The sequence below is a fragment of the Duganella radicis genome, from assembly GCF_009720825.1.
Taxonomy (GTDB): Bacteria; Pseudomonadota; Gammaproteobacteria; order Burkholderiales; family Burkholderiaceae_D; genus Rugamonas; species Rugamonas radicis.
On the sequence record NZ_WNKY01000030.1, the window covers coordinates 43,730 to 69,495 of the forward strand.

At 62.0% G+C, this 25,766-nt stretch carries 21 protein-coding genes and 1 tRNA gene; 12 read left to right on the forward strand and 10 right to left on the reverse strand.

Going from position 1 to position 25,766, the window contains the following annotated elements:
* Positions 1-92: 92 nt before the first annotated feature.
* Positions 93-1,937 carry a lipid A export permease/ATP-binding protein MsbA gene (gene msbA, locus GM676_RS21875; RefSeq protein ID WP_371866337.1) on the forward strand — a complete coding sequence of 615 codons (1,845 nt, stop codon included), beginning with the start codon at positions 93-95 and terminating at the stop codon, positions 1,935-1,937.
* Here the strand turns inward: msbA and GM676_RS21880 are convergent.
* From GM676_RS21880 to ada, 4 genes are all read right to left on the reverse strand, one after another.
* Positions 1,925-2,650 (reverse strand): 3-oxoacyl-ACP reductase family protein, encoded by a 726-nt coding sequence (locus GM676_RS21880; RefSeq protein ID WP_155466059.1) that lies wholly within the window; start codon positions 2,648-2,650, stop codon positions 1,925-1,927. The genes msbA and GM676_RS21880 overlap by 13 nt on opposite strands.
* Positions 2,651-2,753: 103 nt before the next feature.
* Positions 2,754-3,332: a TetR/AcrR family transcriptional regulator gene (locus GM676_RS21885; RefSeq protein ID WP_371866338.1), complete on the reverse strand. Its 579-nt coding sequence runs from the start codon at positions 3,330-3,332 to the stop codon at positions 2,754-2,756.
* A gap of 13 nt (positions 3,333-3,345) precedes the next feature.
* The gene (locus GM676_RS21890; RefSeq protein ID WP_371866340.1) at positions 3,346-4,146 is read right to left on the reverse strand and encodes a 2OG-Fe(II) oxygenase; all 801 of its coding nucleotides are present in this window, start codon (positions 4,144-4,146) and stop codon (positions 3,346-3,348) included.
* A 10-nt stretch (positions 4,147-4,156) separates the two neighbouring features.
* Positions 4,157-5,212 (reverse strand): bifunctional DNA-binding transcriptional regulator/O6-methylguanine-DNA methyltransferase Ada, encoded by a 1,056-nt coding sequence (ada, locus tag GM676_RS21895; protein ID WP_155466061.1) that lies wholly within the window; start codon positions 5,210-5,212, stop codon positions 4,157-4,159.
* Positions 5,213-5,341: 129 nt separating this feature from the next.
* Between ada and hutC the strand changes: the two genes are divergently transcribed.
* The 8 genes from hutC (at position 5,342) to GM676_RS21935 (ending at position 15,902) form a co-directional block, all read left to right on the forward strand.
* Entirely contained in the window at positions 5,342-6,064 is a 723-nt protein-coding gene (hutC, locus tag GM676_RS21900) for a histidine utilization transcriptional repressor HutC (RefSeq protein WP_155466063.1), read from the forward strand.
* Positions 6,065-6,330: 266 nt separating this feature from the next.
* Entirely contained in the window at positions 6,331-10,536 is a 4,206-nt protein-coding gene (locus GM676_RS21905; protein ID WP_371866339.1) for a PAS domain S-box protein, read from the forward strand.
* A gap of 1 nt (position 10,537) precedes the next feature.
* Complete coding sequence (locus tag GM676_RS21910) at positions 10,538-10,954, forward strand: response regulator (RefSeq protein WP_155466067.1); 417 nt, start codon at positions 10,538-10,540, stop codon at positions 10,952-10,954.
* 194 nt (positions 10,955-11,148) lie between these two features.
* On the forward strand, positions 11,149-11,475 hold the full coding sequence (gene trxA, locus GM676_RS21915) for a thioredoxin TrxA (RefSeq protein WP_154380018.1): 327 nt from the start codon (positions 11,149-11,151) through the stop codon (positions 11,473-11,475).
* 120 nt (positions 11,476-11,595) lie between these two features.
* Complete coding sequence (rho, locus tag GM676_RS21920; protein ID WP_155466069.1) at positions 11,596-12,858, forward strand: transcription termination factor Rho; 1,263 nt, start codon at positions 11,596-11,598, stop codon at positions 12,856-12,858.
* 170 nt (positions 12,859-13,028) lie between these two features.
* Positions 13,029-13,298, forward strand: coding sequence for a type B 50S ribosomal protein L31 (locus GM676_RS21925; protein ID WP_155466071.1), 270 nt, complete (start codon positions 13,029-13,031; stop codon positions 13,296-13,298).
* A gap of 94 nt (positions 13,299-13,392) precedes the next feature.
* Positions 13,393-15,117 carry an ArnT family glycosyltransferase gene (locus tag GM676_RS21930; protein WP_155466073.1) on the forward strand — a complete coding sequence of 575 codons (1,725 nt, stop codon included), beginning with the start codon at positions 13,393-13,395 and terminating at the stop codon, positions 15,115-15,117.
* A 56-nt stretch (positions 15,118-15,173) separates the two neighbouring features.
* Entirely contained in the window at positions 15,174-15,902 is a 729-nt protein-coding gene (locus GM676_RS21935) for a substrate-binding periplasmic protein (protein ID WP_155466075.1), read from the forward strand.
* A gap of 6 nt (positions 15,903-15,908) precedes the next feature.
* Here GM676_RS21935 and GM676_RS21940 read toward each other — a convergent pair whose 3' ends face one another.
* A complete protein-coding gene (locus GM676_RS21940) occupies positions 15,909-16,307 on the reverse strand; it encodes a gel scht (protein ID WP_155466077.1) in 399 nt (132 codons plus the stop codon).
* 24 nt (positions 16,308-16,331) lie between these two features.
* Positions 16,332-16,724, reverse strand: coding sequence for a gel scht (locus GM676_RS21945; RefSeq protein ID WP_155466079.1), 393 nt, complete (start codon positions 16,722-16,724; stop codon positions 16,332-16,334).
* 379 nt (positions 16,725-17,103) lie between these two features.
* Here GM676_RS21945 and GM676_RS21950 point away from each other — a divergent pair, with 379 nt between their 5' ends.
* Positions 17,104-18,999: an AAA family ATPase gene (locus GM676_RS21950; protein WP_155466081.1), complete on the forward strand. Its 1,896-nt coding sequence runs from the start codon at positions 17,104-17,106 to the stop codon at positions 18,997-18,999.
* Positions 19,000-19,001: 2 nt separating this feature from the next.
* Entirely contained in the window at positions 19,002-19,142 is a 141-nt protein-coding gene (locus GM676_RS21955) for a hypothetical protein (RefSeq protein ID WP_155466083.1), read from the forward strand.
* Here GM676_RS21955 and GM676_RS21960 read toward each other — a convergent pair whose 3' ends face one another.
* The gene (locus GM676_RS21960; RefSeq protein ID WP_155466085.1) at positions 19,143-21,104 is read right to left on the reverse strand and encodes an APC family permease; all 1,962 of its coding nucleotides are present in this window, start codon (positions 21,102-21,104) and stop codon (positions 19,143-19,145) included.
* Between the two features lie 157 nt (positions 21,105-21,261).
* Here GM676_RS21960 and GM676_RS21965 point away from each other — a divergent pair.
* Positions 21,262-21,346: transfer RNA gene (locus tag GM676_RS21965), tRNA-Leu, on the forward strand.
* 92 nt (positions 21,347-21,438) lie between these two features.
* Here GM676_RS21965 and GM676_RS21970 read toward each other — a convergent pair.
* The 3 genes from GM676_RS21970 to GM676_RS21980 form a co-directional block, all read right to left on the reverse strand.
* Positions 21,439-22,419 carry a retron St85 family RNA-directed DNA polymerase gene (locus GM676_RS21970; protein ID WP_170304339.1) on the reverse strand — a complete coding sequence of 327 codons (981 nt, stop codon included), beginning with the start codon at positions 22,417-22,419 and terminating at the stop codon, positions 21,439-21,441.
* Complete coding sequence (locus GM676_RS21975; RefSeq protein WP_155466089.1) at positions 22,406-23,338, reverse strand: retron St85 family effector protein; 933 nt, start codon at positions 23,336-23,338, stop codon at positions 22,406-22,408. The genes GM676_RS21970 and GM676_RS21975 overlap by 14 nt, the downstream gene beginning before the upstream one ends.
* A gap of 1,095 nt (positions 23,339-24,433) precedes the next feature.
* The gene (locus GM676_RS21980; RefSeq protein WP_155466091.1) at positions 24,434-25,600 is read right to left on the reverse strand and encodes a hypothetical protein; all 1,167 of its coding nucleotides are present in this window, start codon (positions 25,598-25,600) and stop codon (positions 24,434-24,436) included.
* Positions 25,601-25,766: the final 166 nt, after the last annotated feature.

Below are 25,766 nucleotides of genomic sequence, written 5' to 3' on the forward strand. Positions count from 1 at the left end.
TTTCTCCATTCAGCAGCAAGTTTCAGAGTGTAGCGGAATTTGACGGCCGGCCGGGTACAATGTGAAAAGTATTAGCTCTCGCGAATAGTCCTGTGTCCAGCCGCCTACTTTATCTCCGCCTGCTCAAAGAATTCCGCCCCTACGCGTGGATCGCCGTCGTCACGCTGTTCGCGGTCGGCCTGGCCGCTGCCACCGACGTGCTGTTGATCCGCCAGCTGCAAAACGTGGTGGACGCGCTGGCCCCCTCGCACACCTTCGGCCCGGCCAAAGCCCCGGCCACCGGCATCCTGGCCTGGGTGCAGGAGGCGCTGGGCCATCTGCTGCCGGCCGATCCGACCAAGGCCGCGCTGTGGACCATTCCGGCGGTGATCTTCGGGCTGGCGGTGATGCGCATGGTGTCCAGCTTCGCCGGCGAATACGGCGCCGCGTGGCTGAGCAGCCGGGTCCAGGCCAACCTGCGCGAAGTCATGTTCGCCCGCATCATGCGCCTGCCGAACGGCTACTTCGATCAATCCTCCACCGGCACCACCCTGTCGCGCGTAGCCTTCGACGCGGCGCAGGTGGCGCAGGCCGGCCTCACGGTGGTCAACGTGGCGGTGCGCGATACCGTGGCCACCGCCGGCTACCTGATTACCCTGTTCACCATCGACTGGCAGCTGGCGGTGTTCTGCCTTGGCCTGCTGCCGCTGGTGGCGGCCATCGTCACCTTCGCCGGCCGCCGCATGCGCAAGTTGAGCAAAAGCGCGCAGGCGGCCATGGGCGATCTGACCAATGTGCTGGACGAGAGCATCAGCGGCCAGCGCGTGGTGAAGATTTTCGGCGGCCAGAAATATGAGCAGGAGCGCTTCGACAACGTGGTCAAGCTGAATCGCCAACTGGCTGTGAAGCACGCGGCGACGTCCGCGCTCAACTCCGGCATCATCATGATGCTGATCGGGATTACGCTGTCGTCGGTGATTTACTTCGCGCTGCTGCGCGCGCAGGCCGGCGCGCTGTCGCCGGGCGCCTTCGTGGCCTTCATGTCGTCGCTGATGGCGATGCAGTCGCCGATCAAGAACCTGACCAAGATTAACGAGCCGATGCAGCGCGGACTGGCGGCGGCCGAATCGGTGTTTGGCCTGATCGACATGGAGTCGGAAGCCGATCAAGGCACCAAGACCATCGCCCGCGCCGAGGGCCGCCTGTCGGTGCGGGACGTGAGCTTCCACTATCGCGGTGCGGACGGCGCGCCGCTGGACCCGGATGCGCGTCCGGCGCTGGACCATGTATCGCTCGATATCGCCGCCGGCGAGACGGTTGCGCTGGTGGGGAGTTCGGGCAGCGGCAAGACCACGCTGGCCGGCCTGCTGCCGCGTTTCTACGATGTCAGCGGCGGCAGCATCCAGCTGGACGGCGTCGACCTGCGCGACTACACCATGACCTCATTGCGCCAGCAGATCGCGCTGGTGTCGCAGGACGTGGTGCTGTTCAACGACACGCTGGCGGCCAATATCGCTTACGGCGATCCGGCGCCGTCGATGGAGCGCATCGAGGCGGCGGCGCGCGCGGCACATGCGCATGAATTCATCGTGCGCCAGCCGGAGGGCTACCACTCGCAGGTGGGAGAAAACGGCACGCGCCTGTCAGGCGGCCAGCGCCAGCGTCTGGCGATTGCGCGCGCGCTGTACAAGAACGCGCCTATCCTGATTCTGGACGAAGCCACCAGCGCGCTGGATACCGAATCCGAGCGCCTGGTGCAGCAGGCTTTGGAAGTCTTGATGAAAGGCCGCACCACGGTGGTCATCGCCCACCGCCTGTCGACCATAGAGAAAGCGGACCGCATCGTGGTGCTGGATCGCGGCCGCATTGCCGAATCGGGCAGCCACGATGCGCTGCTGGCGCAGAACGGCATCTACGCCCGCCTGTATCAAACGCAGAAAAGCGTTCAGGCGGTATAGCCGCCGTCCACGGTGAAGCTGGCGCCCGTTACGAAGCCGGCTTCACCACTCACCAGATACGCCACCATTCCCGCCACCTCTTCCGCCTTGCCGAAACGGCGCGCCGGGATCATGGTTTGCAGCGCCGGCGCGTGCGGACCGTCGGCCGGGTTCATATCGGTTTCGGTCGGCCCCGGCTGGACGTTGTTGACGGTGATGCCGCGTGGCGCCAGGTCAATCGCCGCGCCGCGCACCAGCGCCGCCACCGCGCCCTTGGTCATCGAGTACACGCTGGAGGTCGGGAAGGCCACGCGAATGCTGGCGATGCTGCCGATGGTCACAATGCGGCCGCCCTCCTTCATCACTTTGGCCGCCGCCTGCATGGCGACGAATACGCCGCGCACATTGGTGGCGACCATGCGGTCGAAGTCTTCCAGTGGATAGTCCTCAATCGGCGCCAGATTCAGGATGCCGGCGTTGGTGACCAGGATGTCCAGCGCGCCGAAGTGTTCCACCGTTTTGGCCACGGCCGCCTTCACCGCGACGGCGTCGGCGCTGTCGGCGCGGATGGCCAGCGCCTTGCCGCCATTGGCGTTGATGGTGGCGGCAAGGTCGTTGGCCTTGTCGGGCGAGGAGACGTAGGTGAAGGCCACGGCCGCGCCGTCCTGCGCCAGCCGTTTGACGATGGCCGCGCCTATGCCGCGCGCGCCGCCGGTTACCAGAGCTACTTTCATGATATTTCCTTTCGTTTTGGATCAATTAGTCAAAAACCAAGGCCATGGTAGAATTTCTGGATCGAACGGTCAAGTAAACGTTTTGTGATACTTGTCTGATGCGTTAACCGCGCAGCCCCTGCACGGCGAAGCTGGCGATGGCGCGCAGGGTGGCGATGGAGGCACCGGCCTTGGCACTGATTTTCATGCCAGACAGGGTGGCGGCGACAAAGGCCGCGGCCTGGCCGATGTCGGTATCGGCCGGAATTTCACCGGCCGCCGCAGCGGCACGCAACTGTGCTTCCACGGCGTGGTTGAGCAGTTTGGCGCTGGCGTCGCGCAGGGCGTTGACTTCCTCGTCGCCGGTGCCGAATTCGGCGATGGCGTTGACGCCCATGCAGCCTTTGGCGTTGTCGCGTTTGGGACGGGAAGCGAAGGCTTGCAGCATATGCCCGATGGCGGCGAGGCCGCTGTCGCCTTTCAGGTGGCGCAGCAGGTCGTTGACGCTGGCCTCATTGTAGCGCTGTAGCGCTTCGAGGTAGAGCGAGCGCTTGTCGCCAAAGGTGTCGTACATGCTTTGGCGGCCGATCCGCATGGCGTCCAGCAGGTCGCTGGTGGAGGTGGCCGCGTAGCCTTTTTGCCAGAAGACTTCCAGTGCCTTGTTCAGTGTTTCGACACGGTCGAATTCTCTTTGCCTTGCCACAGGTGTTCCTTGGTTAGTTTGCGTCGTGGAAGATGATGCCCAGCGTGTGGCGCGATCCGGCGCGCAGCCGGCTCACGCCATGCCGCAGGTTGACGCGGTAGATGCCGCGCGTGCCCTGCACCGGGCGATGGTTGACGGCGAAGATTACCATGTCGCCGCGTTTCAGCGGAACCACCTCCACGCGCGACTGCATGCGCGGGCGTTGTTCGGTCAGGACAAATTCGCCGCCCTCGAAGTCTTTTCCCGGTTGCGACAGCAGCACGGCGGCTTGCAGGGGGAAGACGTGGTCGCCGTACAGGTCCTGATGCAGGCAGTTGTAATCGCCGGCGGTGTACTGGAGCAGCAGCGGCGTCGGGCGCGTCTGGCCGGCGGCGTGGCAACGTGCCAGGAAGTCGGTGTGCTCGGCGGGGAAGCGGTCGGGCAGGTCCATCAGCTCGTGCCAGCGGTTGGCAATGGCGGCCAGCGGGCCGTAGAGGGCATGGCGCAGGGCGGCGATCATGGACGGCAGCGGGTAGCGGAAGTACTGATACTCGCCGCTGCCAAAGCCGTGCTGCGACATCACCACGCGGCTGCGGAACAACTGCGATTGGCCGTACTGCGCGGCCATGGCGGCGCACTCCTCGGCGCCCAGCATGCCGGGCAGGATGGCGTAGCCGTGCGCATTCAACTCATCGGCGATGCCCTGCCAATCGAGGCCGGCGACGTGCACCGCGATCCCCGCCGCCGCCCCTGCCGTGGCCGGGCGGGCGGCGAGCGTGGGGCGCGCCTTGCGCTCCGCCGCCGCGTCGCCGAAATCGAGCTCGCCATTGCTCACATTACTCACATTACTCACTGATCACCTCCCTGTTCAACAACTCCGCCTTGCGGTCCACGCCCCAGCGATAGCCGGAGATCGATCCATCGTTGCGCACCACGCGGTGGCACGGTATCGCCACCGCGATCGCGTTGGCCGCGCAGGCCGAAGCCACCGCCCGCGCCCCACGCGGCACGCCGGCCAGTTGCGCCAGTTCGGCATAGGTCACGCGCCGCCCGGCCGGTATCGCCCGCAGCACCTGCCACACGCGCTGCTGGAACGCCGTGCCGCGCACATCCAAGGGCAAATCCAATCCCACCGACGGCTGCTCGACCATGCCCACCACGCGCGACACCACCTGTTCGAACTCCGGCTCCGCCCCGATCAGCTCCGCCTTCGGAAAACGATCCTGCAAATCCTTCACCAGAAAATCCGGATCGTCATCGATCAGAATCGCGCAAATGCCCTGCTCCGTGCTGGCCACCAGTATCGGTCCCAGCGAACACTCGGCAATCGCAAACCTGATTTGCTCGCCCGCCCCGCCGGCGCGGAAAGTGGAAGGCTTCATGCCCAGCACCGCCTCCGACTGCGCATAAAACCGCCCGCTCGAATTGAAGCCGGCCGCATACAGCGCATCCGTCACCGTGGCCTGCGCCGCCAGGCCGGCCTGCACCTTCCGCGCCCGCGCCGCGTTGGCGTAAGCCTTGGGCGTAATCCCCGTCACCGCCTTGAACATGCGATGGAAATGGAAGCGGCTCACGCCCACCGCCTCGGCCAGACTGTCCAGATCCGGCGCCTCCTCCGCCTCGTCGATCAGACGGCAGGCCTGCGCCACGATGGCCGCCTGGCGCTCGGCCAGCGGCGGCTGGTCCGGCTTGCAGCGCAGGCAGGGCCGGAAGCCGGCCTGCTCGGCCGCCTCGCGGCTGTCGTGAAACGCCACATTCTTGCGCAAGGCCGGACGCGCCCCGCACGAGGGCCGGCAGTACACGCCGGTGCTGCGCACCGAATACCAGAACACGCCGTCGGCGCCGGCGTCGCGCTGCTGCACCGCAGTCCAGCGCTTCTCATCGTTACCATACTTGCCCATCTCAGACTCCGTGATTGGTGGAATGTGGCCATCGTAGCCAGCACCGAAAAACCATGCACTCCGCCTCTTGCTTTTGAATTGTACAAGCAGGCGATGCTAGAATGATCGCTCTTACCAGGAGACAGCGGTTTGGACGATCAAGTTACCCAGGACAGCACACCTATTTTCCAGCGCATCAAAGACTACCTGCTGGCGGAAATCGCCGCCGGCACGTGGAAGGAAGGCGATGTGATCCCGTCCGAACAGGCGCTGGTCAAGCAGTTCGGCGTCTCCCGCATGACCGTCAACCGCGCCGTGCGCGAACTCACCGCCGAACAGGTGCTGACCCGCCGCCAGGGCTCCGGCACCTACGTGGCCCAGCAAAAATACCAGGCCACCCTGCTGGAGATTAAATCCATCGCCGACGAAGTGCGGGCGCGCGGCCACGCCCACCGCAGCAGCCTGCAACAGCTGGAGCGCGTCAAGGCCAGCGAATTGATGGCCAAGCAGTTCGACCTGCCGGCCGGCCACCTGCTGTTCCACTCGGTGATCGTCCACTTCGAGAACGGCGTGCCGATCCAGGTCGAGGACCGCTGGGTCAATCCGCAGTGCGCGCCGGACTACATGGAGCAGGACTTCGCCCACATCACCCCCAACGAATACCTGATGCAGGCCGCGCCCCTGCAAGGCGCCAGCTACAGCATCGAGGCGCTGGCCGCCCCGCGCGACATCGCCGACATGCTGGCCATCGACACCAGGCAGGCCTGCCTGGTGCTCAAGCGCCAGACCCGCTCCGGCGGCATGATCGCCACCCTGGCCACCATGTGGCACCCGGGCCACCGCTACCAGTTCGCCGGCAGCTTCACCCAATAAGCTAGCAGCGCGCAAGCCACCCCGCCCGCCGCATTCTCACCGTTTGTCACGAAAACAGCCCAAGAATGTTAAATCCGCGGCTGTTTGGTCCTCATTCCCGACGCAATCGGCTGATTGCCACGCGCCCGCCAACAGCCCCGGCTTCGATGCTATAGTTCCCCACACTCAGCACGCATAGATCACCGAAAGGGAAACTCTTGTTTCACTGCCGTCCGCGCTTGCGCCAGGCTACTTGGCAACGTTTGTCGCATCAGCTGACAGCGTGCGTGCTCGCGCTTTTTCTGACGCCGGCCGGCGCCGCCGAAAAAGTCACCGTCCAGCTCAAATGGCAGCACCAGTTCCAGTTCGCCGGCTATTACGCCGCCCAGGACCAGGGCTATTACCGCGACGCCGGCCTCGATGTCACCCTGCTGGAGGCGCGCCCCGGCAACGATCCGCTGCAATCGGTGATGCAGGGCCAGGCCCAGTACGGCGTCGGCAACACCACCTTGCTGCTGGCGCGTAATCTCGGCCAGCCGGTAGTGGTGCTGGCCTCCATCTTCCAGCACTCCGGCGCCACCCTGCTGCGCCGCCTGGACGCCAACGGCAAGCCGCGCCCATGGGAAGGCAGCCGCCTGATGATCGCGCCGAATAACGAGGAACTGACGGTCTTCCTGAAAAAATCCGGCGTGCGCATGGAAAGCATCTACCAGATCCCGCACAGCTACAACTACGACGACCTGGCCGAGGGCCGGGTCGACGCCATGTCGGTCTACCAGACCGAGGCCCCGTATGTGCTGGACCGCCTGAACCTGGCCTACGAACTGGTGTCGCCGCGCAGCCACGGCCTGGATTTCTACGGCGACGTGTTGTACACCACCGAGAGCGAATTGCGCGAACACCCGGCGCGCGCGCAGGCGCTGCGCGAGGCCACGCTGCGCGGCTGGGTCTACGCCATGCAGCACCCGGGCGAGATCGCCGACCTGATACGCGCCCGCTACCCGGAGCGCCACAGCCGCGAACACCTGATCTTCGAAGCGCAGCGCATTGCCCCGCTGCTGGAGCAGCCGCTGATCGAACCGGGATACAGCAATCCGGAACGCTGGCGCGCCATCGCCCGCGCCTACGCCGGGCAGGGCATGCTGCCGGCCAGCTTCAATCTCGACGGCTTCCTGTACCAGCCGCCGGACGGCAATCCCCTGCTGCGCTACGGCGGCCTGATGGTCGGCGCGCTGCTGGTGGTGGTGTCGCTGGCCGGCGCCTGGCGCTTGCGCGTACAGGCCCGCGCGCTGGAGGCGGCGCGCGCGCAACTGGGCAGCGCCGAACGCCTGGCCAGCTTTGCGCTGGCCGGCTCCGGCGAGGGCAGCTGGGAGTGGCGCCTCAACTCCGGCACCCTGATCCTGTCGCCGCGCTACTGCGAGCTGCTCGGCTACAGCGCCGATACCTTCCGCCCCACGCTGGCGGAATGGCTGGAGTATGTGCACCCGGACGACCGCCCGCGGCTGGAGCGCGAAATCCAGGACTACCTGTCCAGCACCAGCGACGCCACCGGCCATATCCGCAGCGAGCACCGCATGCGCGTCCAGGACGGCAGTTGGAAATGGGTACTGGCGCGCGGCATGATCCTGGAGCGCGATGAAGCCGGCCTGCCGCTGCGCGCCGCCGGCACCCTGGCCGACATCAACGAACGCGCCGCCGCCGAGGAAGCGCGCATGTGCGCGGTGGTGGACGCCACGCCCGGCGCGGTGCTGGTGGCCGACAAGAGCGGGCGCGTATGCCACGCCAACCCGGCCTGCGCGCGCAGCTTCGGTTTCGAGGGCAATATGGCCGGGCGCTCGATCGAGCAACTGGCGCCGGAAGCCATGCGCACCAATGGCCGCGTGCGCGAGCTGTTCTCGCGTCCCAACCTGCCGGGCCGCGTGCTGTGCGCGGTGCGCGCCGACGGCAGCAGCTTCCCGGCCATGGTGCACATGTCGCCGGTGGAGCTGGGCGGTCAGGAGCTGGTGATCATGGCGCTGCGCGACATGACCCAGCGCCAGCGCGCCGAGGAAGCGCTGCACGCCAGCTCCGAACGCTATCGCCAGATCGTGCAGACCGCCGCCGAAGGCATCTGGATGACCAACGCCGATGACCGCACCACCTTCGTCAATCCGACGCTGGCGCACATGCTGGACTACGACATCGAGCAGATGATGGGCCGCGCAATGACCGACTTCATGGACGACAACGGCCGCGCCCTGCTCAAGCAGCACTTGCAGCGCCGCCTGTCCGGTGAGGCCAGCCAGGGCGACGTCTGTTTCCTGCGCAGCGACGGCAGCACGGTCTGGTGCCTGTTGTCGACCACCGTGATGAACGCCGATTCCGGCCACTACGCCGGCATGCTGGCCATGCTGACCGATATCACCGGGCGCCGCCAAGCCGAAAGCGCGCTGCACGAATCCAGCCAGCGCATCGCCTCCATCTTCAACGCCGTCACCAACGGCCTGGTGATGATCGACGGCGCCGGCCAGATCCTGGAGCGCAACGCCGCCGCCGCGCGCATGCTGGCGCATACCGAGGAGCTGAGCGCCGGCGGCCTGTGGGCCGGGGTGCGCGAGGACGGCACGCCCTACGACGCCAACAGCCACCCGGTGCAACTGGCGCTGATCACCGGCATGTCGGTGCGCGACGTGGTGATGGGCCTGACGCAGCCGGACGGCAGCCGCTGCTGGCTGTCGGTCAACGCCGAGCCGATTCCGGACGACAGCGGCGCCGTGCACCTGGTGGTGGCCAGCCTGACCGAGATCACCGACCGCAAACGCGGCGAGGACGCGCTGCGCGAATTGAACGAGCATCTGGAGGAACGGGTGGCGGCGCGCACGCGCGAACTCGATCACGCCCGTCTGGTGGCCGAGGAGGCCAGCCAGACCAAGGGCCAGTTCCTGGCCAATATGAGCCACGAAATCCGCACGCCGATGAATGGCGTGATCGGCATGGCCTACCTGGCGCTGAAGACCGAGCTCGATCCGCGCCAGCGCGACTATCTGGAAAAGATCCGCTTCGCCGGCGAGCACCTGCTGGGCATCATCGACGACATCCTCGACATCTCGAAGATCGAGGCCGGCAAGCTGGAAATCGAGCAGGTCGACTTCGCCCTCGACCATGTCATCCAGACGCTCAACACCGTGGTGGCGCCGAAAGCCGCCAGCCGCGAGCTGGAACTGGTGTACGACCTCGATCCGACCCTGCCCAAGGTGCTGCGCGGCGACCCGCTGCGGCTCGGGCAAGTCCTGATCAACTACGCCAACAACGCCATCAAGTTCAGCGAGAAAGGCCGCATCGAAGTGCGGGTGCGCCAGGTGGTGGGCGACGCCAGCGGCTGCCTGCTGCGCTTTGAAGTGAGCGACTGCGGCATCGGCCTGTCGGAAGCCGAGATCGAAAAACTGTTCCAGCAATTCCAGCAGGCCGACACCTCCACCACGCGCGAATACGGCGGCACCGGCCTGGGCCTGGCCATCTGCAAGCAGCTGGCGCAGCTGATGGGCGGCGAGGTGGGCGTGCGCAGCCGCCCGGGACAAGGCAGCACTTTCTGGTTCACCGCGCGCCTCGGCATCAGCAGCGCCACCGTGCCGGCCCTGATCGACCGCGTGAAGGATGCCGCCGCCGAGCTGCTGGCCTCCTCGCGCAGCGCCGCCGTGATGTCGGCGTTGAAAAACGCCCGCATCCTGCTGGTGGAGGACAACACCTTCAACCAGCAGATCGCGCTGGAGATGCTGGAAGACGTGGGCTCCTCGGTATGCCTGGCCGCCAACGGCATGGAGGCGCTGGAGCTGCTGCGCCAGACCGTCTTCGACTGCGTGCTGATGGACGTGCAGATGCCGCTGATGGACGGCCTGGAAGCCACGCGCCGCATCCGCGCCGACCCGCGCCTGGCCGACATGCGGGTGCTGGCCATGACCGCCACCGCCACCAGCGAGGACCGGGTGCGCTGCATCGAGGCCGGCATGGACGACTTCATCTCCAAGCCGATCCAGCCGGCACTGATGTACCAGACCATCGCCAACTGGCTGCCCGAGCGCGACCAGCGCGCCGCCGACATGCTGCCATCCCGGCCCGCGCGCACCGCCTTCAAGACCACCCTGGGCGGCGATCCGGCGGTGATCGATTTGTCCATCCTGGCCAAGCTGTTGGGCTATCATCCGCACAAGGTGCGCAAGTTTGCCTTCAAGTTTTTGCAAAATACGCAAGATGGCCTGAACCAGATGGAAAGCGCGCTCCAGCGCGGCGACCTGGTGGCGCTGCGCGAGCTGGGCCACCGCCTCAAATCGCCGGCGCGCACCGTGGGCGCGCTGGGCATGGGCGAGCTGCTGCTGGAACTGGAGCAGTTGCCGGTCACCGTCAGCGATGCCGACAACCGCCAGCGCGCCGGCGCACTGCTGCAAAAACTGTGGTCGCTGCTGGAGCAGATCACCGAACAAATCATGACCAACACTACTTTCGCCGACGACAACTAAGATGCGGATATTGCTGCTCGATGACGATGCCTTCATGCTGGAACTGCTGGCCGATATGATCGCCGCCCTGGGCGAGCACACGGTGGTGCGCGAGACCGACGGCCGCCGCGCCCTGATCGAACTGCGCCTGCGGCCGCCGGCGCTGCTGATCTGCGACCTGTCGATGCCGGTCATGGACGGCATCGACTTCCTGCGTCTTGCGGCGGCGCAGCAATACAAGGGCTGCGTGGTGCTGCTGTCCGGGGTCGACGGCGCCGTGCTGAAAACCGCCGGCCGCCTGGCCGAGGCCCAGGGCCTGGCCATTTTGGACGCCTGCCCCAAGCCGATGAGCATGGACGCTTTGCGCGCCCTGCTGGAGCGCGGGGCCGCCCGCTGCCAGCCGCAGGCGGCCGTGCATCCTGCTAATCCTGGTAAATAGTTTAGAGGCTTGCGACAAACAACCGCACATTTCCAAAAAATGGGTTATTATTTACGCCATCCCTCGCCTGCCGACCTTGTTGCCATCCCCTCCGAGACATTGAAATCGTGCAAATGGCACCCAACTGCTGCTCATGGCAGCGTTTGAGGCCCGTCCCCAGGCGTTATTACTGACCGACCTCGATTGAGGAAAATATGAGCGAAAATATCAAACACATTACCGATGCATCCTTCGACGCCGACGTGCTGAAATCCGACCGCCCTGTGCTGGTCGACTTCTGGGCCGAATGGTGCGGCCCATGCAAGAGCATCGCCCCGATCCTGGAAGAAGTCGCCAAGGAATACGACGGCAAGATCCAGATCGCCAAGATGGACGTCGATTCGAACCAGGCCGTCCCGGCCAAGTTCGGCATCCGCGGCATCCCGACCCTGATCCTGTTCAAGAACGGCGTCGCAGCCGCTCAAAAGGTTGGCGCCATGGCAAAAGGCCAGCTGACCTCTTTCATCGACAGCAATATCTAAGTAAGATATCGCTGCGTTGTACCAGCGGCGCCGCGCCCGCGGCCGCCGCTGAATAATACGAGACAACCCACGCAGTTCCCTCCCCTACCTTTACTTTCCCGTCACGGGACACTCAACAATATGCATCTATCTGAACTCAAGGCCTTACACGTCTCCGCATTGCTGGAGATGGCGATCGGGCTGGATATCGACAACGCGGCACGCCTGCGCAAGCAGGAACTGATGTTCGCGATCCTGAAAAAACGCGCCAAATCGGGCGAGCAGATCTTCGGCGACGGCGCCCTGGAAGTGCTGCCGGACGGCTTCGGCTTCCTGCGTTCGCCGGACGCCAGCTACATGGCCTCCACCGACGATATCTACATTTCCCCTTCGCAGATCCGCCGCTTCAACCTGCACACCGGCGACTCGATCGAGGGCGAAGTGCGTACCCCGAAGGATGGCGAGCGCTATTTCGCGCTGGTCAAGGTCGACAAGGTCAACGGCGAGTCGCCGGAAGCCTCCAAGCACCGCATATTGTTCGAGAACCTGACGCCGCTGCACCCGCAAGAGCCGCTGCGCCTGGAACGTGACATCAACGGCACGGAAAACATCACCGGCCGCATCATCGACCTGATCTCGCCGATCGGCAAGGGCCAGCGCGGCCTGCTGGTGGCGTCGCCGAAGTCCGGCAAGTCGGTCATGCTGCAACACATCGCCCACGCCATCACCGCGAACCACCCGGATGTGACCCTGATCGTGCTGCTGATCGACGAACGTCCGGAAGAGGTGACGGAGATGCAACGCTCGGTGCGCGGCGAAGTGGTGGCCTCCACCTTCGACGAGCCGGCCACCCGCCACGTGCAGGTCGCCGAGATGGTGCTGGAAAAAGCCAAGCGCCTGGTCGAGATGAAGAAAGACGTGGTCATCCTGCTGGACTCGATCACCCGCCTGGCGCGCGCCTACAACACCGTGATCCCGGCCTCGGGCAAGGTGCTGACCGGCGGTGTCGACGCCAACGCGCTGCAACGTCCGAAGCGCTTCTTCGGCGCCGCCCGCAACGTCGAGGAAGGCGGCTCGCTGACCATCGTCGCCACCGCGCTGATCGAAACCGGCTCGCGCATGGACGACGTGATCTACGAGGAATTCAAGGGTACCGGCAACATGGAGGTGCACCTGGAGCGCCGCCTGGCCGAGAAACGCGTCTACCCGGCCATCAACCTGAACAAATCGGGCACCCGCCGCGAGGAACTGCTGATCAAGCCGGACCAGCTGCAAAAAATCTGGATCCTGCGCAAGCTGCTGTACTCGATGGACGAGATCGAGGCGATGGAGTTCATCCTCGACAAGATGCGCGCCACGAAGAACAACACCGAGTTCTTCGACATGATGCGGCGCGGTGGTTGATCGCTGATCAACCATGACAAACAGGCAACCACCGGTTGCCTGTTTGCGTTTACGGGCGTATAATCCGCGATCGCATTATTTTTTAACCTGGCAAGTGATCAGCAATCGGGTCGAGAGGCAGTACAGACCGACGAAGTGCTGTTTGGCTACCAAACAAACCGAGGCTACACATGAAACCAGAAGGTCACCCAGAATACCGCGAAGTTGTTTTCCACGATCTGTCGTGCGATTTCAAATTCATCACCCGTTCGACCATCCAGACCCGCGAAACCATCAACCACGAAGGTAAAGACTACCCGCTGGTGAAGATCGAGGTGTCGGCTGAATCGCACCCGTTCTACACCGGCAAACACAAAATCGTCGACACCGCTGGCCGCGTTGAGAAATTCCGCCAGAAGTTCGGTTCGGTCGGTTCGAAAACCGCCGTCGCAGCAGGCTAATTTCAGCCGCTTCGATAAAAAAAGCAGCCTTCCGGCTGCTTTTTTTGTTTGGGTCCCTCATACTCCGGTTCTACTCATAAAAACACACTGATCGATGAAGCCAGTCCGTCTTCCTGCCGCCGCCACCCTGGCCTTGCCGCGCTGGGCGCTGTTCGCCCTCGGCCTGTTGTACATCCTGCCCGGCCTGATCGGCCGCGACCCGTGGAAGAACGACGACGCCGCCAGCTTCGGCATCATGTGGACCATGGCGCACGGCAGCTGGCAGGACTGGCTGTGGCCCAACATCGCCGGCCTGTCCTGGCCCGACGAAGGCCCGCTGGCCTTCTGGCTGGGCGCGCTGGGCATCAAGCTGTTCGGCTGGCTGCTGGGCGACGTGCTGGCCGCGCGCGTGGGCACCATCGGCGTGTTCCTGCTGGGCGTATTGTCCTTGTGGTACGCCACCTTCCACCTCGGCCGCCGCCAAGACGCGCAACCGCTGCGCCTGGCCTTCGGCGGCCAGCCCGAGCCGGACGACTTCGGCCGCACCCTGGCCGACGCCGCCGTCCTGATCTACCTCGGCTGCCTCGGCCTGCTGCTGCACAGCCACGAAACCACGCCCGAAGCCATGCAGGTGGCGATGAGCGCCTTCCTGCTGTACCGCACCGTGCGCTACGTGGAAAAGCCGTCGCTGCGCAACGCCGCCCTGAGCGGCCTGGCGATCGGCCTGCTGACCCTGGCGCGCGGCTGGATCACCCCGGTGTTCATGATGCTGGCCCTGTTCGCCTGCACCCGCTTCCTGGCCCAGCCGGCCATCCGCGCCGTGCGCGACCTCGGCGCCATGATCGCCATCGGCGGCCTGGTCACCGCCCTGTGGCTGGCCCCGGCCCAGCTGCTGGAACCCTACCACCAGCAGCCGCTGAACGCGTGGCTGGGCTGGAACTGGCTGCAACTGGACTGGCCGGGCTGGTCCTCGATCAAATTCTTCTTCCGCGTCGGCGTCTGGTTCTTCTGGCCGGCCTGGCCGTTTGCCGCCTGGGCCGTGTGGGCCTGGCGCCGCCAGCGCGGCGTGCTGCACATCGTGGTGCCGCTGTCCTTCGTGGTGATGGGCGTGCTGCTGACCCTGTGCCATCCCCAGCCCGAGCAAGGCCAGCTGCTGGTGCTGCTGCCGCCGCTGGCGGTCATGGCCGCGTTCGGCCTGCTGACCGTCAAGCGCGGCGCCATCAACGCCATCGACTGGTTCTCGGTGATGGCGCTGACCCTGTGCGCGGCCGTGATCTGGGTGTTCTGGATCGCCAAGCTGACCGGCTGGCCGGCGCAGGCCGCCAAGAACGCGCTCAAGCTGGTGCCGGGCTTCCGCCCCGAGCTGGGCTGGATCGCCTTCTTCGTGGCGCTGGCCGCCACCCTGGGCTGGTTTGTGCTGGTGTACTGGCGCATCTCGCGCCAGCCGGCGGTGCTGTGGCGCGCCGTGGTGCTGTCGTCCGGCGGCCTGATCCTGATCTGGATTTTGCTGATGACGCTGTTCCTGCCGGACGTCAATTACAGCAAGAGCTACGCCAGCGTGGCGCGCCAGATCGCCGACAAGCTGCCGCCCAAGGCCGGCTGCATCGAAACCAATGTCGGCCCGGCCCAGCGCGCCTCGTTCGCCTACTACGCGCAACTGCCGTTCGCCGGCGTGGAAGGCGGCCGCTGCAACCTGCTGTTGTTGCAAGATAGCATCAAGCTGCGCGACGACCGCGAGATCGATCCCCAGCATCGCGGCAAGCAATGGGTGCTGCTGTGGGAAGGCCGCCGGCCGGCCGACCGCGAGGAACGCTTCCGCCTGTACCGCCGCGCCGATTAGGCGTTGCCGCCCGGCAGGCATTGCTGCTATGCTTTTCAGCAGAAAGCGGCCAGCCCATGCGACTTATCATCTCGACATTATTCCTGCTGGCGACTTGTGTGCGGGCGGCTGGCGCCGCCTCGCTGCACATCACCACCGAGCACCTGCCGCCGTCCAGCATGGCCGGCGCCGACGGCGTGATCACCGGCCGCGCCACGGAAAAAATCCGCGAACTGATGGTGCGCACCGGCACCGACTACAAGATCGAACTGCTGCCGTGGAAGCGCGCCCTGCTGATGGCGCAGACCCAGGGCCAGACCTGCGTGTATTCCACCTCGCGCACGCCGGAGCGCGAGGCGCTGTTCAAATGGGTGGGACCGACCGACGAGGCCGAATGGCAGTTCTGGGGCCGCGCCGACCACCGTTTTCCGCTCAACAGCATCGACGATGCGCGCAAGCTGCGCATCGGCACCACCATCGGCGACGCCCGCGACGACTACCTGCGCAGCCGCGGCTTCCATGTGGACGCCGCCACCAACGACCTGGTCAACCCACAGAAACTGCTGCTCAACCGCATCGACCTGTGGGCGGTAGCGATCCGCAACGGCGTGGCCTTTCCCGGCCATCCCGACTGGGCGGACAAAATCGTGCCGCTGCTGGTGTTCCATCGCGTCAAAGTCTACCTGGCCTGCAACCCTTCGGTGCCGGACGAGGTGATCGACAAGCTCAACGCCGCACTGGCCGAGATGCGGCGCGATGGCGCCCTGGCGCGGATCGACCGCAAATACGACCAGCCAGGCAAGTAAGGGCGCTCAACGGCTGGCCACCACGGTGGTGTTGGCCGGCAGCTGGGCCGTCATCGGCAGGCGTTCGTAGTTATCGATGGTCAGCGCGAAGCCATCGTCCTGGAAGCTGATGCGGGTGCCGGCCTCGGTGATGAACTCACCGGGCGCCACCGGGAAAATCTCCACCTTCTTCTGGCCCTTGAGCTGGGCGTAGTAGTGGGCGATCTTCTGCGTGAACTTCATTTCCTCGCCGTTGCTCAGGGCGTAGGTGTACAGGTAATCCTGGAATTCCTGCGGCTTGAATTTAAAGTCGGACACGGCCGGCGCGGTGATCTTCACGCTGTCGTTGTCCGGCGGTGCGGCGTGGGCCAGTGTGGCGATCGACAAGGCGGCGGCCACGGCCACGCTCAACAAAGTGGTTTTCATGATGCATCTCCCTATGAACACGTGTTAGCGACGGGCCGTCATGCTGGTATTGGCGGCCAGCTGGCTGTCCGGCACCAGCTTCTCGAAGTTGGCGATGCCCACGGTTTCACCCTGGTCGCGGAACTCGATGCGGGCGCCGCTCTCGGTCAGGAAGGCGGTGCGCGAGATCGGGTAAATCCGTATCCGCTTGCCGTCGTCGAGCTGGGTGTAGAAGTGATTCATGCGGGAAGTGAAGCTGATGCGCTGGCCATTCTCCAGACCGTAGACGCTCTTGAAGTTGTAGAAATCCTCCTCCAGCAAGTGATAGCGCTGCGGCGATTTGGAGGTGATCTGCACACTGACGTCTTCAGCGTGGGCGACGGTCATCAGGGACGACAGGGCGAGCGAGGCCGCGATGCCTGCGAGGATCGTTTTCATTGGTATGCTCCATAAGTTGTAAGTTTCGGGAGCCACCGCTGCCATCTGTAATTCAGCGGTAGACGTGTACAGATTAACAAAGCCCCCGGCAAAGATCCTGCGGATGCGACGAGCGGTAAAAGCGCGCGCACCAACTGCAAAAAAGCCGGAATAAACGGTGAGCCAAGAGCATCTGTTGCGCGCCGCGGCTTTTTATGGGGGGGAAGTGATACAAAAGCCGCCGCCGGCGCTATAGTGGCGCAATGAATGCGTTGCCGTACGGCAGCATTTTATTTCCACTCTGGCCACGCCCAAATCTGCGTTGCCGGTCATGGCGGCCCCGGCTGCTGCGCCTCACCCTCGCGCCCAGCCTTGGCAGCATGCCTCTGGATGGCACCCAATGTTCACCTTGCACAAACTTCAATCTGCTCTGCGTAACAACTACGTCCGCATCGCCCTGCTGGCGTTGACGATCACCCTGGCCATCGTGCTGGGCTTGCGCGCCGACGTGGCGCAGGACAGCAGCCCGGTGCTGCACACCCAGGACATCGCCCAGATCACGGCGCTGCCGGCCAAGCGCGCCCAGCTGGACTACCTGCTGGTGGCGGCGCCGCAATCGGACGCGCCGCGCTACATCTTCAAGCTGAAGAACGACGACAAACTGTACGTGGTCAAAGTGCCGGGCACCACCCACCTGAGCCTGGAGCGCGAAGTCCTGCTGCGCAACAACATCCCCTACGCCATCGCGCGCGACGACTACTTGGCCTCGCACAAGGCGGTGATGCAGGATGGCGACGACAACAAGCTGGCGCGCGCGGGCGCCTTCCTGACGCGCCACGCGCTCGACATCCTGCTGGTGGTGCTGGCGCTGTTCCTGTTGAAGAACGGCCTGCCCGGCATGGGCGTGAACGCCACCGTGCTGACGCCGGACCAGCTGGGCGGCAGCATGGACGACCTGATCGGCATGGAAGACATCAAGCAGGAAGTGCTGCATCTGGAAGACATGATCCGCAACCGCGCGCTGTACAAGGAACACGACATCGACAAGCCGTTCAACGTCATGCTGACCGGCCCGGCCGGCACCGGCAAGACCAAGCTGGCCGGCTACCTGGCCAAGCGCCTGAATATCCCGCTGATTTCGGCCTCCGGCTCGGCGCTGGAATCCGGCTACATCGGCGGCGGCTCGAAAGCGCTGCACGCCCTGCACCGCAAGGCGTGCAAGCGCGGCAACTGCATCATCTTCCTCGATGAAGCGCAGAGCCTGTTCATGCCGCGCGGCCGCGGCGAGAAAAAATGGGAAGACGACACCGCCAACACCTTGCTGGGCCTGCTCGACGGCGTGCGCAGCGACAAGGGCGAAGGCGTGATCTGGGTGGTCGCCTCCAACTTCGATGACGCCTCCACCCGCATGGACGAAGCCATGCTGCGCCGCTTCTCGGTCAAGATCAACTTCCGCCTGCCGAACAAGAACGAACGGCGCGAACTGCTGCGCTCCTTCCTGGCGCGCAAGGCCGACGGCTGCGTCGACTGGGACGATCTGCAACTGGACCATGTGGCGGAAATCACCGCCAACCTCAGCCCGGCGGTGTTGCAGACCGTGGTCGAGCGCGCCAGCATGCTGGCCATCCAGGAAGACAAAGTCATCAACACCGAGCTGATGTTCCGCGCCTTCGAGCGCGCCACCATCGGCCTGACCGACCGCGCCACCACCGCCGAGAAAACCCGCCAGCGCGAACGCGTCGCCCTGCACGAACTGGGCCACTTCTTCATGCAGATCGACCCGTGGCTGCGCGAAGGCCTGTCGCTGGCCGAAGTGAAAGAACGCTCGCCGCTGTTGAAGATCTCGACCGAATCGGTGTCCAAGCTGGGCGCGCTGGGCTACGTGCTGTCGGCCTCGGACGACGTCGCCCTGCGCACGCTGGAAGAACTGGAGCGCGACGTCATCCAGCTGTACGGCGGCGTGGCGGCGGAAGAATTGTTCTACGGCGCGCGCGGCATCTCGGTGGGCAGCCAGAACGACATCGAAAAAGCCACCTCCATGCTGGACCTGATGGTCAACAAACTGTCGATGTACTCGCGCTCGAAAATCGACCACAGCCAGTTCAAGGACAAGGAAGCGGGTCTCGCCATGGTGGAAGCCAAGGCCGACGAACTCTACAGCTACACCCTGACCGCCATCGCCGACTACCGCGAACAGATCGCCGAACTGAAAGGCGTGCTGATGGACCAATACGTACTGTCGAAAGACGCCATTTTCGCGCTGCTGGAGCAGCAACAACAAACCAGGGAGGCATGATCATGAACCAACCCAAGCAAGCACCGGTGCTGAGCGCAAAACGCAGCGCCCGCGACATCCTGCGCCTGGCCCGCGAGCGCGCCAAGCGCTTGCTGCAAGACCATCTGCTGTCGAAAGACACCATCCGCCACCAGAGCGACTGATCACACCTTCATCGGCAGAATCACCATCTGCAAGCCTTCGAGGTGCAAACGGCGCTGGGCGGCCAGCGCCGCCTGGTTGTGCAGCAGCCGGGTGAACCAGTTGTCGGAAGCGAAGATCAATTTGCTGGTGAAGAAAATCGAGTGCGGGAACTCGCGGCTGATCTCTTCGCACAGCCGCGTCACCTCCTCCACCGCATCCGTGCCGAAGCCAAGATAGGACGAGGCCGCCATGCCATGGCTATGGCAAAAGTCGACAAAGAATTCCAGCGTCTCCGCCGCCTCGGTGCGCATCTGCTCCATGGCGCCCTCGCCGCCGTAGGCGTGCGAATCGACCGTGCGCGCGTTCACGAACAGGAAATTCTTGAAGTGCCCCGGGAACATGCGCTGCACCCACAGCAAGGCATGCAAACCGCCGCCGCGCGAGGTGCCGACGATGAATACCGCCGTCTGGTCATCCTGATTCGGCTCGACCGGCTCCTGATTCGGCCCGAACGGCTGCGACGCAAACACCTCGTCCACCGAATGAATCGCCTGCTTGGTCTCGCGGTAATGCTTGCGGATATAGAAGCAAAACACCGCCATCGCCGCAATGATGGCCGCCGTCGCCCAGCCGCCATCGGCAAACTTCTCGAACAGCAGCACCACCAGAATGCCGGCGCAAATCACAAAGCCCAGTGCCGACAACAGCCAACGCCGCTTCCACTGCGTGCCCTTCTTGCGATTGCGCGACCAGTACAACACCAGCCCGAACAGCGAAATCGCAAACGTCAGGAACACCGAAATCGAATACAGCACCACCAGCAAGGTCACGCTGCCGCCGGTCCACCACAGAATGGCCAGCGCGGCGATGCCCATCACCAGAATGCCGTTCTGCGTCACCAGCCGCGTGGAGAGATAGCGGAACTTGTGCGGCACCCAGGAATCGGCCGCCATGTTCGACAGCACCGACGGACCGCCGAGGAAACCGGTATTGGCCGCCACGAACAGCAAGCCGGCCTCAAACGCCAGCACCACCACCAGCAGGCCCTGATTCACCACCTCGCCACCCAGCCCCATGCTGGCGATGATGGTCTTGAAAGTGGACGCATTCAAAGTCTCGCCCGCCACCGGCTGCGCATCCCACAGCAGATACAGCAGAATAATGCCGCCCGCCGTGAACGCCAGCGACAAGGCCATGTACAGCATGGTCACCTTGCCGGTGCGCACGCGCGGCTCGGCCAGCAGATTGACATTGTTGGACACCGCCTCCAGACCGGTATAAGTACCGCCGCCCTGCGAATACGCCAGCAACAGCATGCCCGCCACGCCGGCCCAGCCGATATGGCTGGCCAGATCGGTGGTCTCGGCCACGGTGGTCGGAATCAGCTCCGGCAAATGCGAGGCATGCGCGAAAATGCCATAAACGATTAATACCAAATGCGTGACCACAAAGCCGAGGAAAATCGGCAGCAGAATCTGGATCGCCTCCTTCAGGCCGCGCAGATTCATCACAATCAGCAGCCCGATGAAAAACACCTCGGCCCATAGCTTGTAGGGCTGGAAGCCCAGCGGCAGGAACGACGCCAGCGCATCGACGCCGGACGCGATGGAAATCGCAATCGTCAGCACATAATCGAGGATCAGGGCGCAGCCGGAAATCAGACCCAGATACGGCCCCACCAACTTGCTCGCCACGCGGTAGCCGCCACCACCGGTCGGAAACAGCTCGATCACCTGGTTATAGGCCAGCGCGATGATGAACACCGTGGCCGCCGTGGCGATCGCCATGTACAGGCCGAGGTGCGTGTGGCCGCCCAGCGCGCGGAAGGTTTCCTCCGGACCGTAAGCGGAGGACGACAGGCCATCGGCGCCCAGCCCGACCCAGGCCAGGAAAGCGACCAGCGCCATGGAGTGGCGGGTTTCGCTCTTCATCGGATCGAGCGGTTTCCCCAGAATAATCTCGCGAATCTTATTATTTTTCATGCGTCTCAGCGCCGGCGCGAACCGGCCATGTCTAGCGGTAAGCGAGATGATACCTGCTTCGGGCGGACAGAAATACTTATCTGTTTGCAAAGATTGGAATCAGGGTTGCGGGGTTCTTGCAAATCGGAGATAATGCGGGTCGCATTGCAATACACCTGCCTCGGTGGTGGAATTGGTAGACGCAGCGGACTCAAAATCCGCCGCCGCAAGGCGTGCCGGTTCGATTCCGGCCCGGGGCACCAAATTCAAGAATAAAGCACTGAGCAATCAGTGCTTTATTCATTTTCTACTCATAGTACTTTCATGCGCTAGCACAACACGAGGGAAGCGACAGCTACTCGCGATCATCTAGTTGCGTTACCAGCGGCGCACTTACATCTCCGAATGACAGAAGTGCCGCATACATTTCTTCGCCCAATAGCTTCCGTATTGTTCGCACAAATTCAGGCTCCACAGAAAGCGCAAATGCAAGCCATCCCTTGAGCTGCCCGTGCCGGTTCCCTTCAAGTTTCCCTTTACGATAATGATCCGCCATCGCGCGGATTTCTCGTTTTCGCTCTCGACCAAGCGAGATATCTCCAGCATTCGTTAGGGTCAAACCTGTCAGTTTGCGCTGATGCTTTTTCGATGCAAAGACCGTTTTCTCTTGATTTATGGTTAGACGAGGATATGCCAAGTCATTCAATAACTCATTGATGAACTTGAACGCTGTGTCTAGCTCATGAGGCTTGTTTGTTGAGAGCGCGAGATCATCTGCATATCGCGAATAAGTGATCCCTTTGGGTTCACAGAATTCAGAAAGCTTGGAGTCGAACTCGTACATCAAAGTGTTTGAGAGCACAGGTGAACTTGGTGCGCCAATCGAAAGCGTGAACCTCTTGTGTTCATCTCGGCGGAACAATAACAAGGCCAGCTCAGAAGCAAGCCTGGCATCTATTGCCAAGTACTTGATCGCGTGCCGCTTGAAGTCCCGAGCACCTATCGATGGGAAAAAATCTTTGAAATCAATCTTCAAAAGGTACTTGTTTCTTGCATGAAGTCGAGCGTGATCACCAATACTTCTATTGGTTCGGTACGCAGATGCAGCATCGTGGATCGGCATTTGAGAAATGAAACGCGTGACTACCCACCGCTGTACCGCCTTTAGTTCGGCGGTCGGCTGCGCGATCAGACGCTTACCACGCCCATTTCTTTTTTCGATGAAATGAACCTTATAACGCCGTGGCGCACTGCGAATTAACTCCCAAGCCTCAGTACGAGTAAAGGGAAGTTCGTCGCAGAGTAAGTTCAGCAGCTGTGAGTTAGTGGCGTCCATGGACCTTCTCATAGGCTTGGCGGCGGAACGAGTCATGCTTCAGAATTTCAAGAGCACGAAGCTTGAATTGAACGCGATCCAGTCGAGCATCCGACCCTGGAGTCTTGTATCCAATGAAGCCTTCTCGCTTTCCTTTAGGTGGGACATAGAAGCGACGTGATAAATGCTCTGAAAGCTGAACTACCTCCAGAAGGCACAGTAGGCTCAGCATCTGGTTCACTCTTGCCTTTTCCAGTGGCATATTAAATTTAGTCAACAGGTCAATAATTTCCGCGACCTTGAGTGCGCCAAACAGTTCGACTACATCTGCGATGAACAGAAACTGATCACGTACCTGTTGTGGGTCGAATGCATGCGTTCTGCCTTGCTTAACCTTTTCCAAAACGTCGGCAGCCAACTCAGGAAGTACCTTTTGAAAGTCTTCCAATGTATCGCCCTCAACCGGACATATTGAATGCTCATCGCCTTGCACACGCTGCAGCACGCGCAACGGACCAAGAGCGATATAGGAATTTGTATGATAAAACTTGCTGTACAAAACAACGAACAAGCGCTCGGCTAAGACTAGCTCCTTGCAGAATGCCCCAAGCTCTGCAAAGGCTCCTTCGCTCTCGACGAACAACAAAATTGCGCGGGAAATACATCCTGCGTCCGTCTCAAACTCGACTAGATCGTCATACCCGATGAACTGATTCCATTCAGGATAGTCTTCTGGCAAGCGCAGAAATTCAGCGATCTCATGATTGGTGTCATGCGCCCATGATACAAACATATCGCGCATACCAGATGCGGCCGCATTTGGATCTTCTCGAAGGTGACGGCCGAACACGAAGACGAGCGAAGGCAAGTGCACGATCTGCGCTCGAGCAGAGTCCACTTGCTCTAAGAACTCAGCAAGAATAGTAGCAAAATTGCTCAATTACCTAATATAGACACGAAAGCGGCTTGCGCCGAATCGGGACCTACCGGACACGGATTTGGCGCAAGCCGCTTTCGTGTCGTGATTGATATCCCACCTGTACTCAGTCTGGCGAAACGCCCGACATTGATAGCCCTACATCTAAGCTACCGTTCGCGTAATTGATCTGGCAATTTTGCCTCAGCGATTGCTAATTGGCAAGTAAATGCGCTTTATTGATCAAATGCCAAGCGATCACTGCTGCGGATACCGTGGTGGCACAGGCGCCCCAAGCGGGAGCGTAATAACGATACGATTCCTTCCTGGAAAATCTTGTCTTCAGGCTAAAAGTTCTTGTTGGACTATGCTGGGTCTTCTTTGCTGTGTGCGGGCTGTTGATCATCCATTACCTTGTCCTAAAGCTTTTTGCTGTGCACCGTTGGACTCCGCCAGCGATCGGGGACTGGGCTACTTGGTGCGGTGCTGTAGGCACGTTGGCTACGTTATTCATGACTATTAGGCTCGCGACCAGTGAGCAGAGGCGCAGGGAACGCGGCGAGAGCGCCCTAGCAATCGTGAGCGCAGCTGGTCTTGAAGTTGAACTTGAAGAATGCATCAGCTGCATTAAGACAGGGCTCCCGTTATTCAACGCTTACTGCGAAGGAGGTCCTGCCAAGCTGCTGGACGCAGCTCCCAGATGCATTCTCGATACCCGACCTTTGGAACCCAAAAGCGCCGTAAATTTGGTAACTTGCGATCCGATGCTTGCCGCGGAATATGCACGAGTCAGCAGTCGATTCACAGCCATACAAGCTGGCTTCAGGAAAGTAGCCAACTCCGGCTCCACCTTAGGATGGAACACCATTATGGCAGACCAGGCTTATGCGCTCCAGACTGTTCTTGCTGATCTGGAACGATGCATGATGGGCTGTAAGGCCATCCAATCTCGAAAGATTCACTGACGGTTGCAGTCTAACGCTGCCCCTACTCTTTTCCCCGCATTTTCTGCCGCGCGGATTTCAATGCAGGCTCTCGCCACCGCCGTCTTCAAGTTCAAACATGCTGACCGGGATTTGCGAGCGTCGCTACAAGCGACGCTACTTTGCTGCTCAGATATCACTTTGCGTGGCCGTCAAACAAAGGTAGTTGCGCTCCCCGCATCGCCCCCAGCTTTTCAAGGTAAAGCTTATCTAGGTCAGGAGGGTACTCCAGACTCCCCATCATTGCGTGAATGTCTTCGAGAGTAAGCAAGGCGACTTGATGCTGGGATAAGAATTCTTGCTCATCAACGATTGATGTGGCGGGTTGGTTCACAAGCAAGATAGCCATAACCTCTCGATTCACTCCATACTTATTTTCCACTGCGATCAGTCCATCTCTGCGTCCGACAAGCTTCCCAACTTTCTCGCGAATATTCTCAACTTTGGTTGTGCATTCGACTAGCGCCAATTTCTTCTTCGGAGTTTCAACGATTACGTCCGGCGTATCACTCCCTGGAGGATTCAAGCTCGTTCCGCCAATGAGGTGCAAAAGAGCGGCGGTGCCTACTTCCAATTGGCGAGCATCTTTGGGCGAAAATAGATATTTGTTTAGCTGAGTTAAATTTGGATCGAGGTATCGATAATCGGTCAGACGAGGGTTTAGACTCTTATGCGGATCAAGCACCACCATGCGACGCACGGTGAATCCATCAACGGACGCCATCAGCTGTGCGGTCGCGCAGTCATCAAGATCCATTTCAATGCTCCCGGATTCAAACCCTTGTAGTTCTGCAGCCTCCCAAAGAATCTCCGCTCCAATTTGTTTTCGACGCGCAGTAGTGGGGTTAGGAAATTGCCGCAACCCTATAGATAGCTGCTCTGGCTTGAACGTATCCCTCTTAAGAACCCGTAGCTTTAGGTGGTTTTTCTCAAGGCTGCAATCGCTGAAGATAATGTCAGCTGGCGGATGCAACTGGATTGAGATCATCGGCTGTACCGGCATATGGCCGGTGAATCCGAAGCCAAACAACGAAAGCAGGTCAGCTACGCCATCAAAAGGGATGACATTGCTGCGGAGTTCTGCGTTAGTCAGCGCATAGTCAAATTGATGGCTGAGCATAAGAGTGCTGTTTGTCCGAACCTCCAACTGGGCCACACAGAAGTCCGGTTCGCTCGGCGGAACGGGCGAATAGGTATAAACATTTCCACCATCTGGCAGTGTCATTGCAAAGCCAGCTATTTTCATCCGACCTTGACGCGCCTCGTTAACCAACTCCACCAGTTCAGCAGTATCAATAGGCACAGCAACATGGCCAACCTTAAGCTTGCTTGTGGAGACAATTGAATCGCCCCGGAAATTTAGGAGGCCGTTTGGTGTGAGTCAGGCGACTTAGCCTGCTCGGAAAGTTGTCGGTAATAGTTTGCCTCAGCTTCGGCCGGCGGTATATAGCCAAGCGGTTCGAGCAGTC

What these genes read in the sequence shown, in the direction of transcription:
- GM676_RS21880 (WP_155466059.1), bottom strand. Translation starts at nt 2,650, where the DNA reads ATGAAAGTAGCTCTGGTAACCGGCGGCGCGCGCGGCATAGGCGCGGCC.
- ada (WP_155466061.1), bottom strand. Translation starts at nt 5,212, where the DNA reads ATGGGCAAGTATGGTAACGATGAGAAGCGCTGGACTGCGGTGCAGCAG.
- GM676_RS21910 (WP_155466067.1), top strand. Translation starts at nt 10,538, where the DNA reads ATGCGGATATTGCTGCTCGATGACGATGCCTTCATGCTGGAACTGCTG.
- trxA (WP_154380018.1), top strand. Translation starts at nt 11,149, where the DNA reads ATGAGCGAAAATATCAAACACATTACCGATGCATCCTTCGACGCCGAC.
- rho (WP_155466069.1), top strand. Translation starts at nt 11,596, where the DNA reads ATGCATCTATCTGAACTCAAGGCCTTACACGTCTCCGCATTGCTGGAG.
- GM676_RS21925 (WP_155466071.1), top strand. Translation starts at nt 13,029, where the DNA reads ATGAAACCAGAAGGTCACCCAGAATACCGCGAAGTTGTTTTCCACGAT.
- GM676_RS21930 (WP_155466073.1), top strand. Translation starts at nt 13,393, where the DNA reads ATGAAGCCAGTCCGTCTTCCTGCCGCCGCCACCCTGGCCTTGCCGCGC.
- GM676_RS21935 (WP_155466075.1), top strand. Translation starts at nt 15,174, where the DNA reads ATGCGACTTATCATCTCGACATTATTCCTGCTGGCGACTTGTGTGCGG.
- GM676_RS21940 (WP_155466077.1), bottom strand. Translation starts at nt 16,307, where the DNA reads ATGAAAACCACTTTGTTGAGCGTGGCCGTGGCCGCCGCCTTGTCGATC.
- GM676_RS21945 (WP_155466079.1), bottom strand. Translation starts at nt 16,724, where the DNA reads ATGAAAACGATCCTCGCAGGCATCGCGGCCTCGCTCGCCCTGTCGTCC.
- GM676_RS21950 (WP_155466081.1), top strand. Translation starts at nt 17,104, where the DNA reads ATGTTCACCTTGCACAAACTTCAATCTGCTCTGCGTAACAACTACGTC.
- GM676_RS21955 (WP_155466083.1), top strand. Translation starts at nt 19,002, where the DNA reads ATGAACCAACCCAAGCAAGCACCGGTGCTGAGCGCAAAACGCAGCGCC.
- GM676_RS21960 (WP_155466085.1), bottom strand. Translation starts at nt 21,104, where the DNA reads ATGAAAAATAATAAGATTCGCGAGATTATTCTGGGGAAACCGCTCGAT.
- GM676_RS21970 (WP_170304339.1), bottom strand. Translation starts at nt 22,419, where the DNA reads ATGGACGCCACTAACTCACAGCTGCTGAACTTACTCTGCGACGAACTT.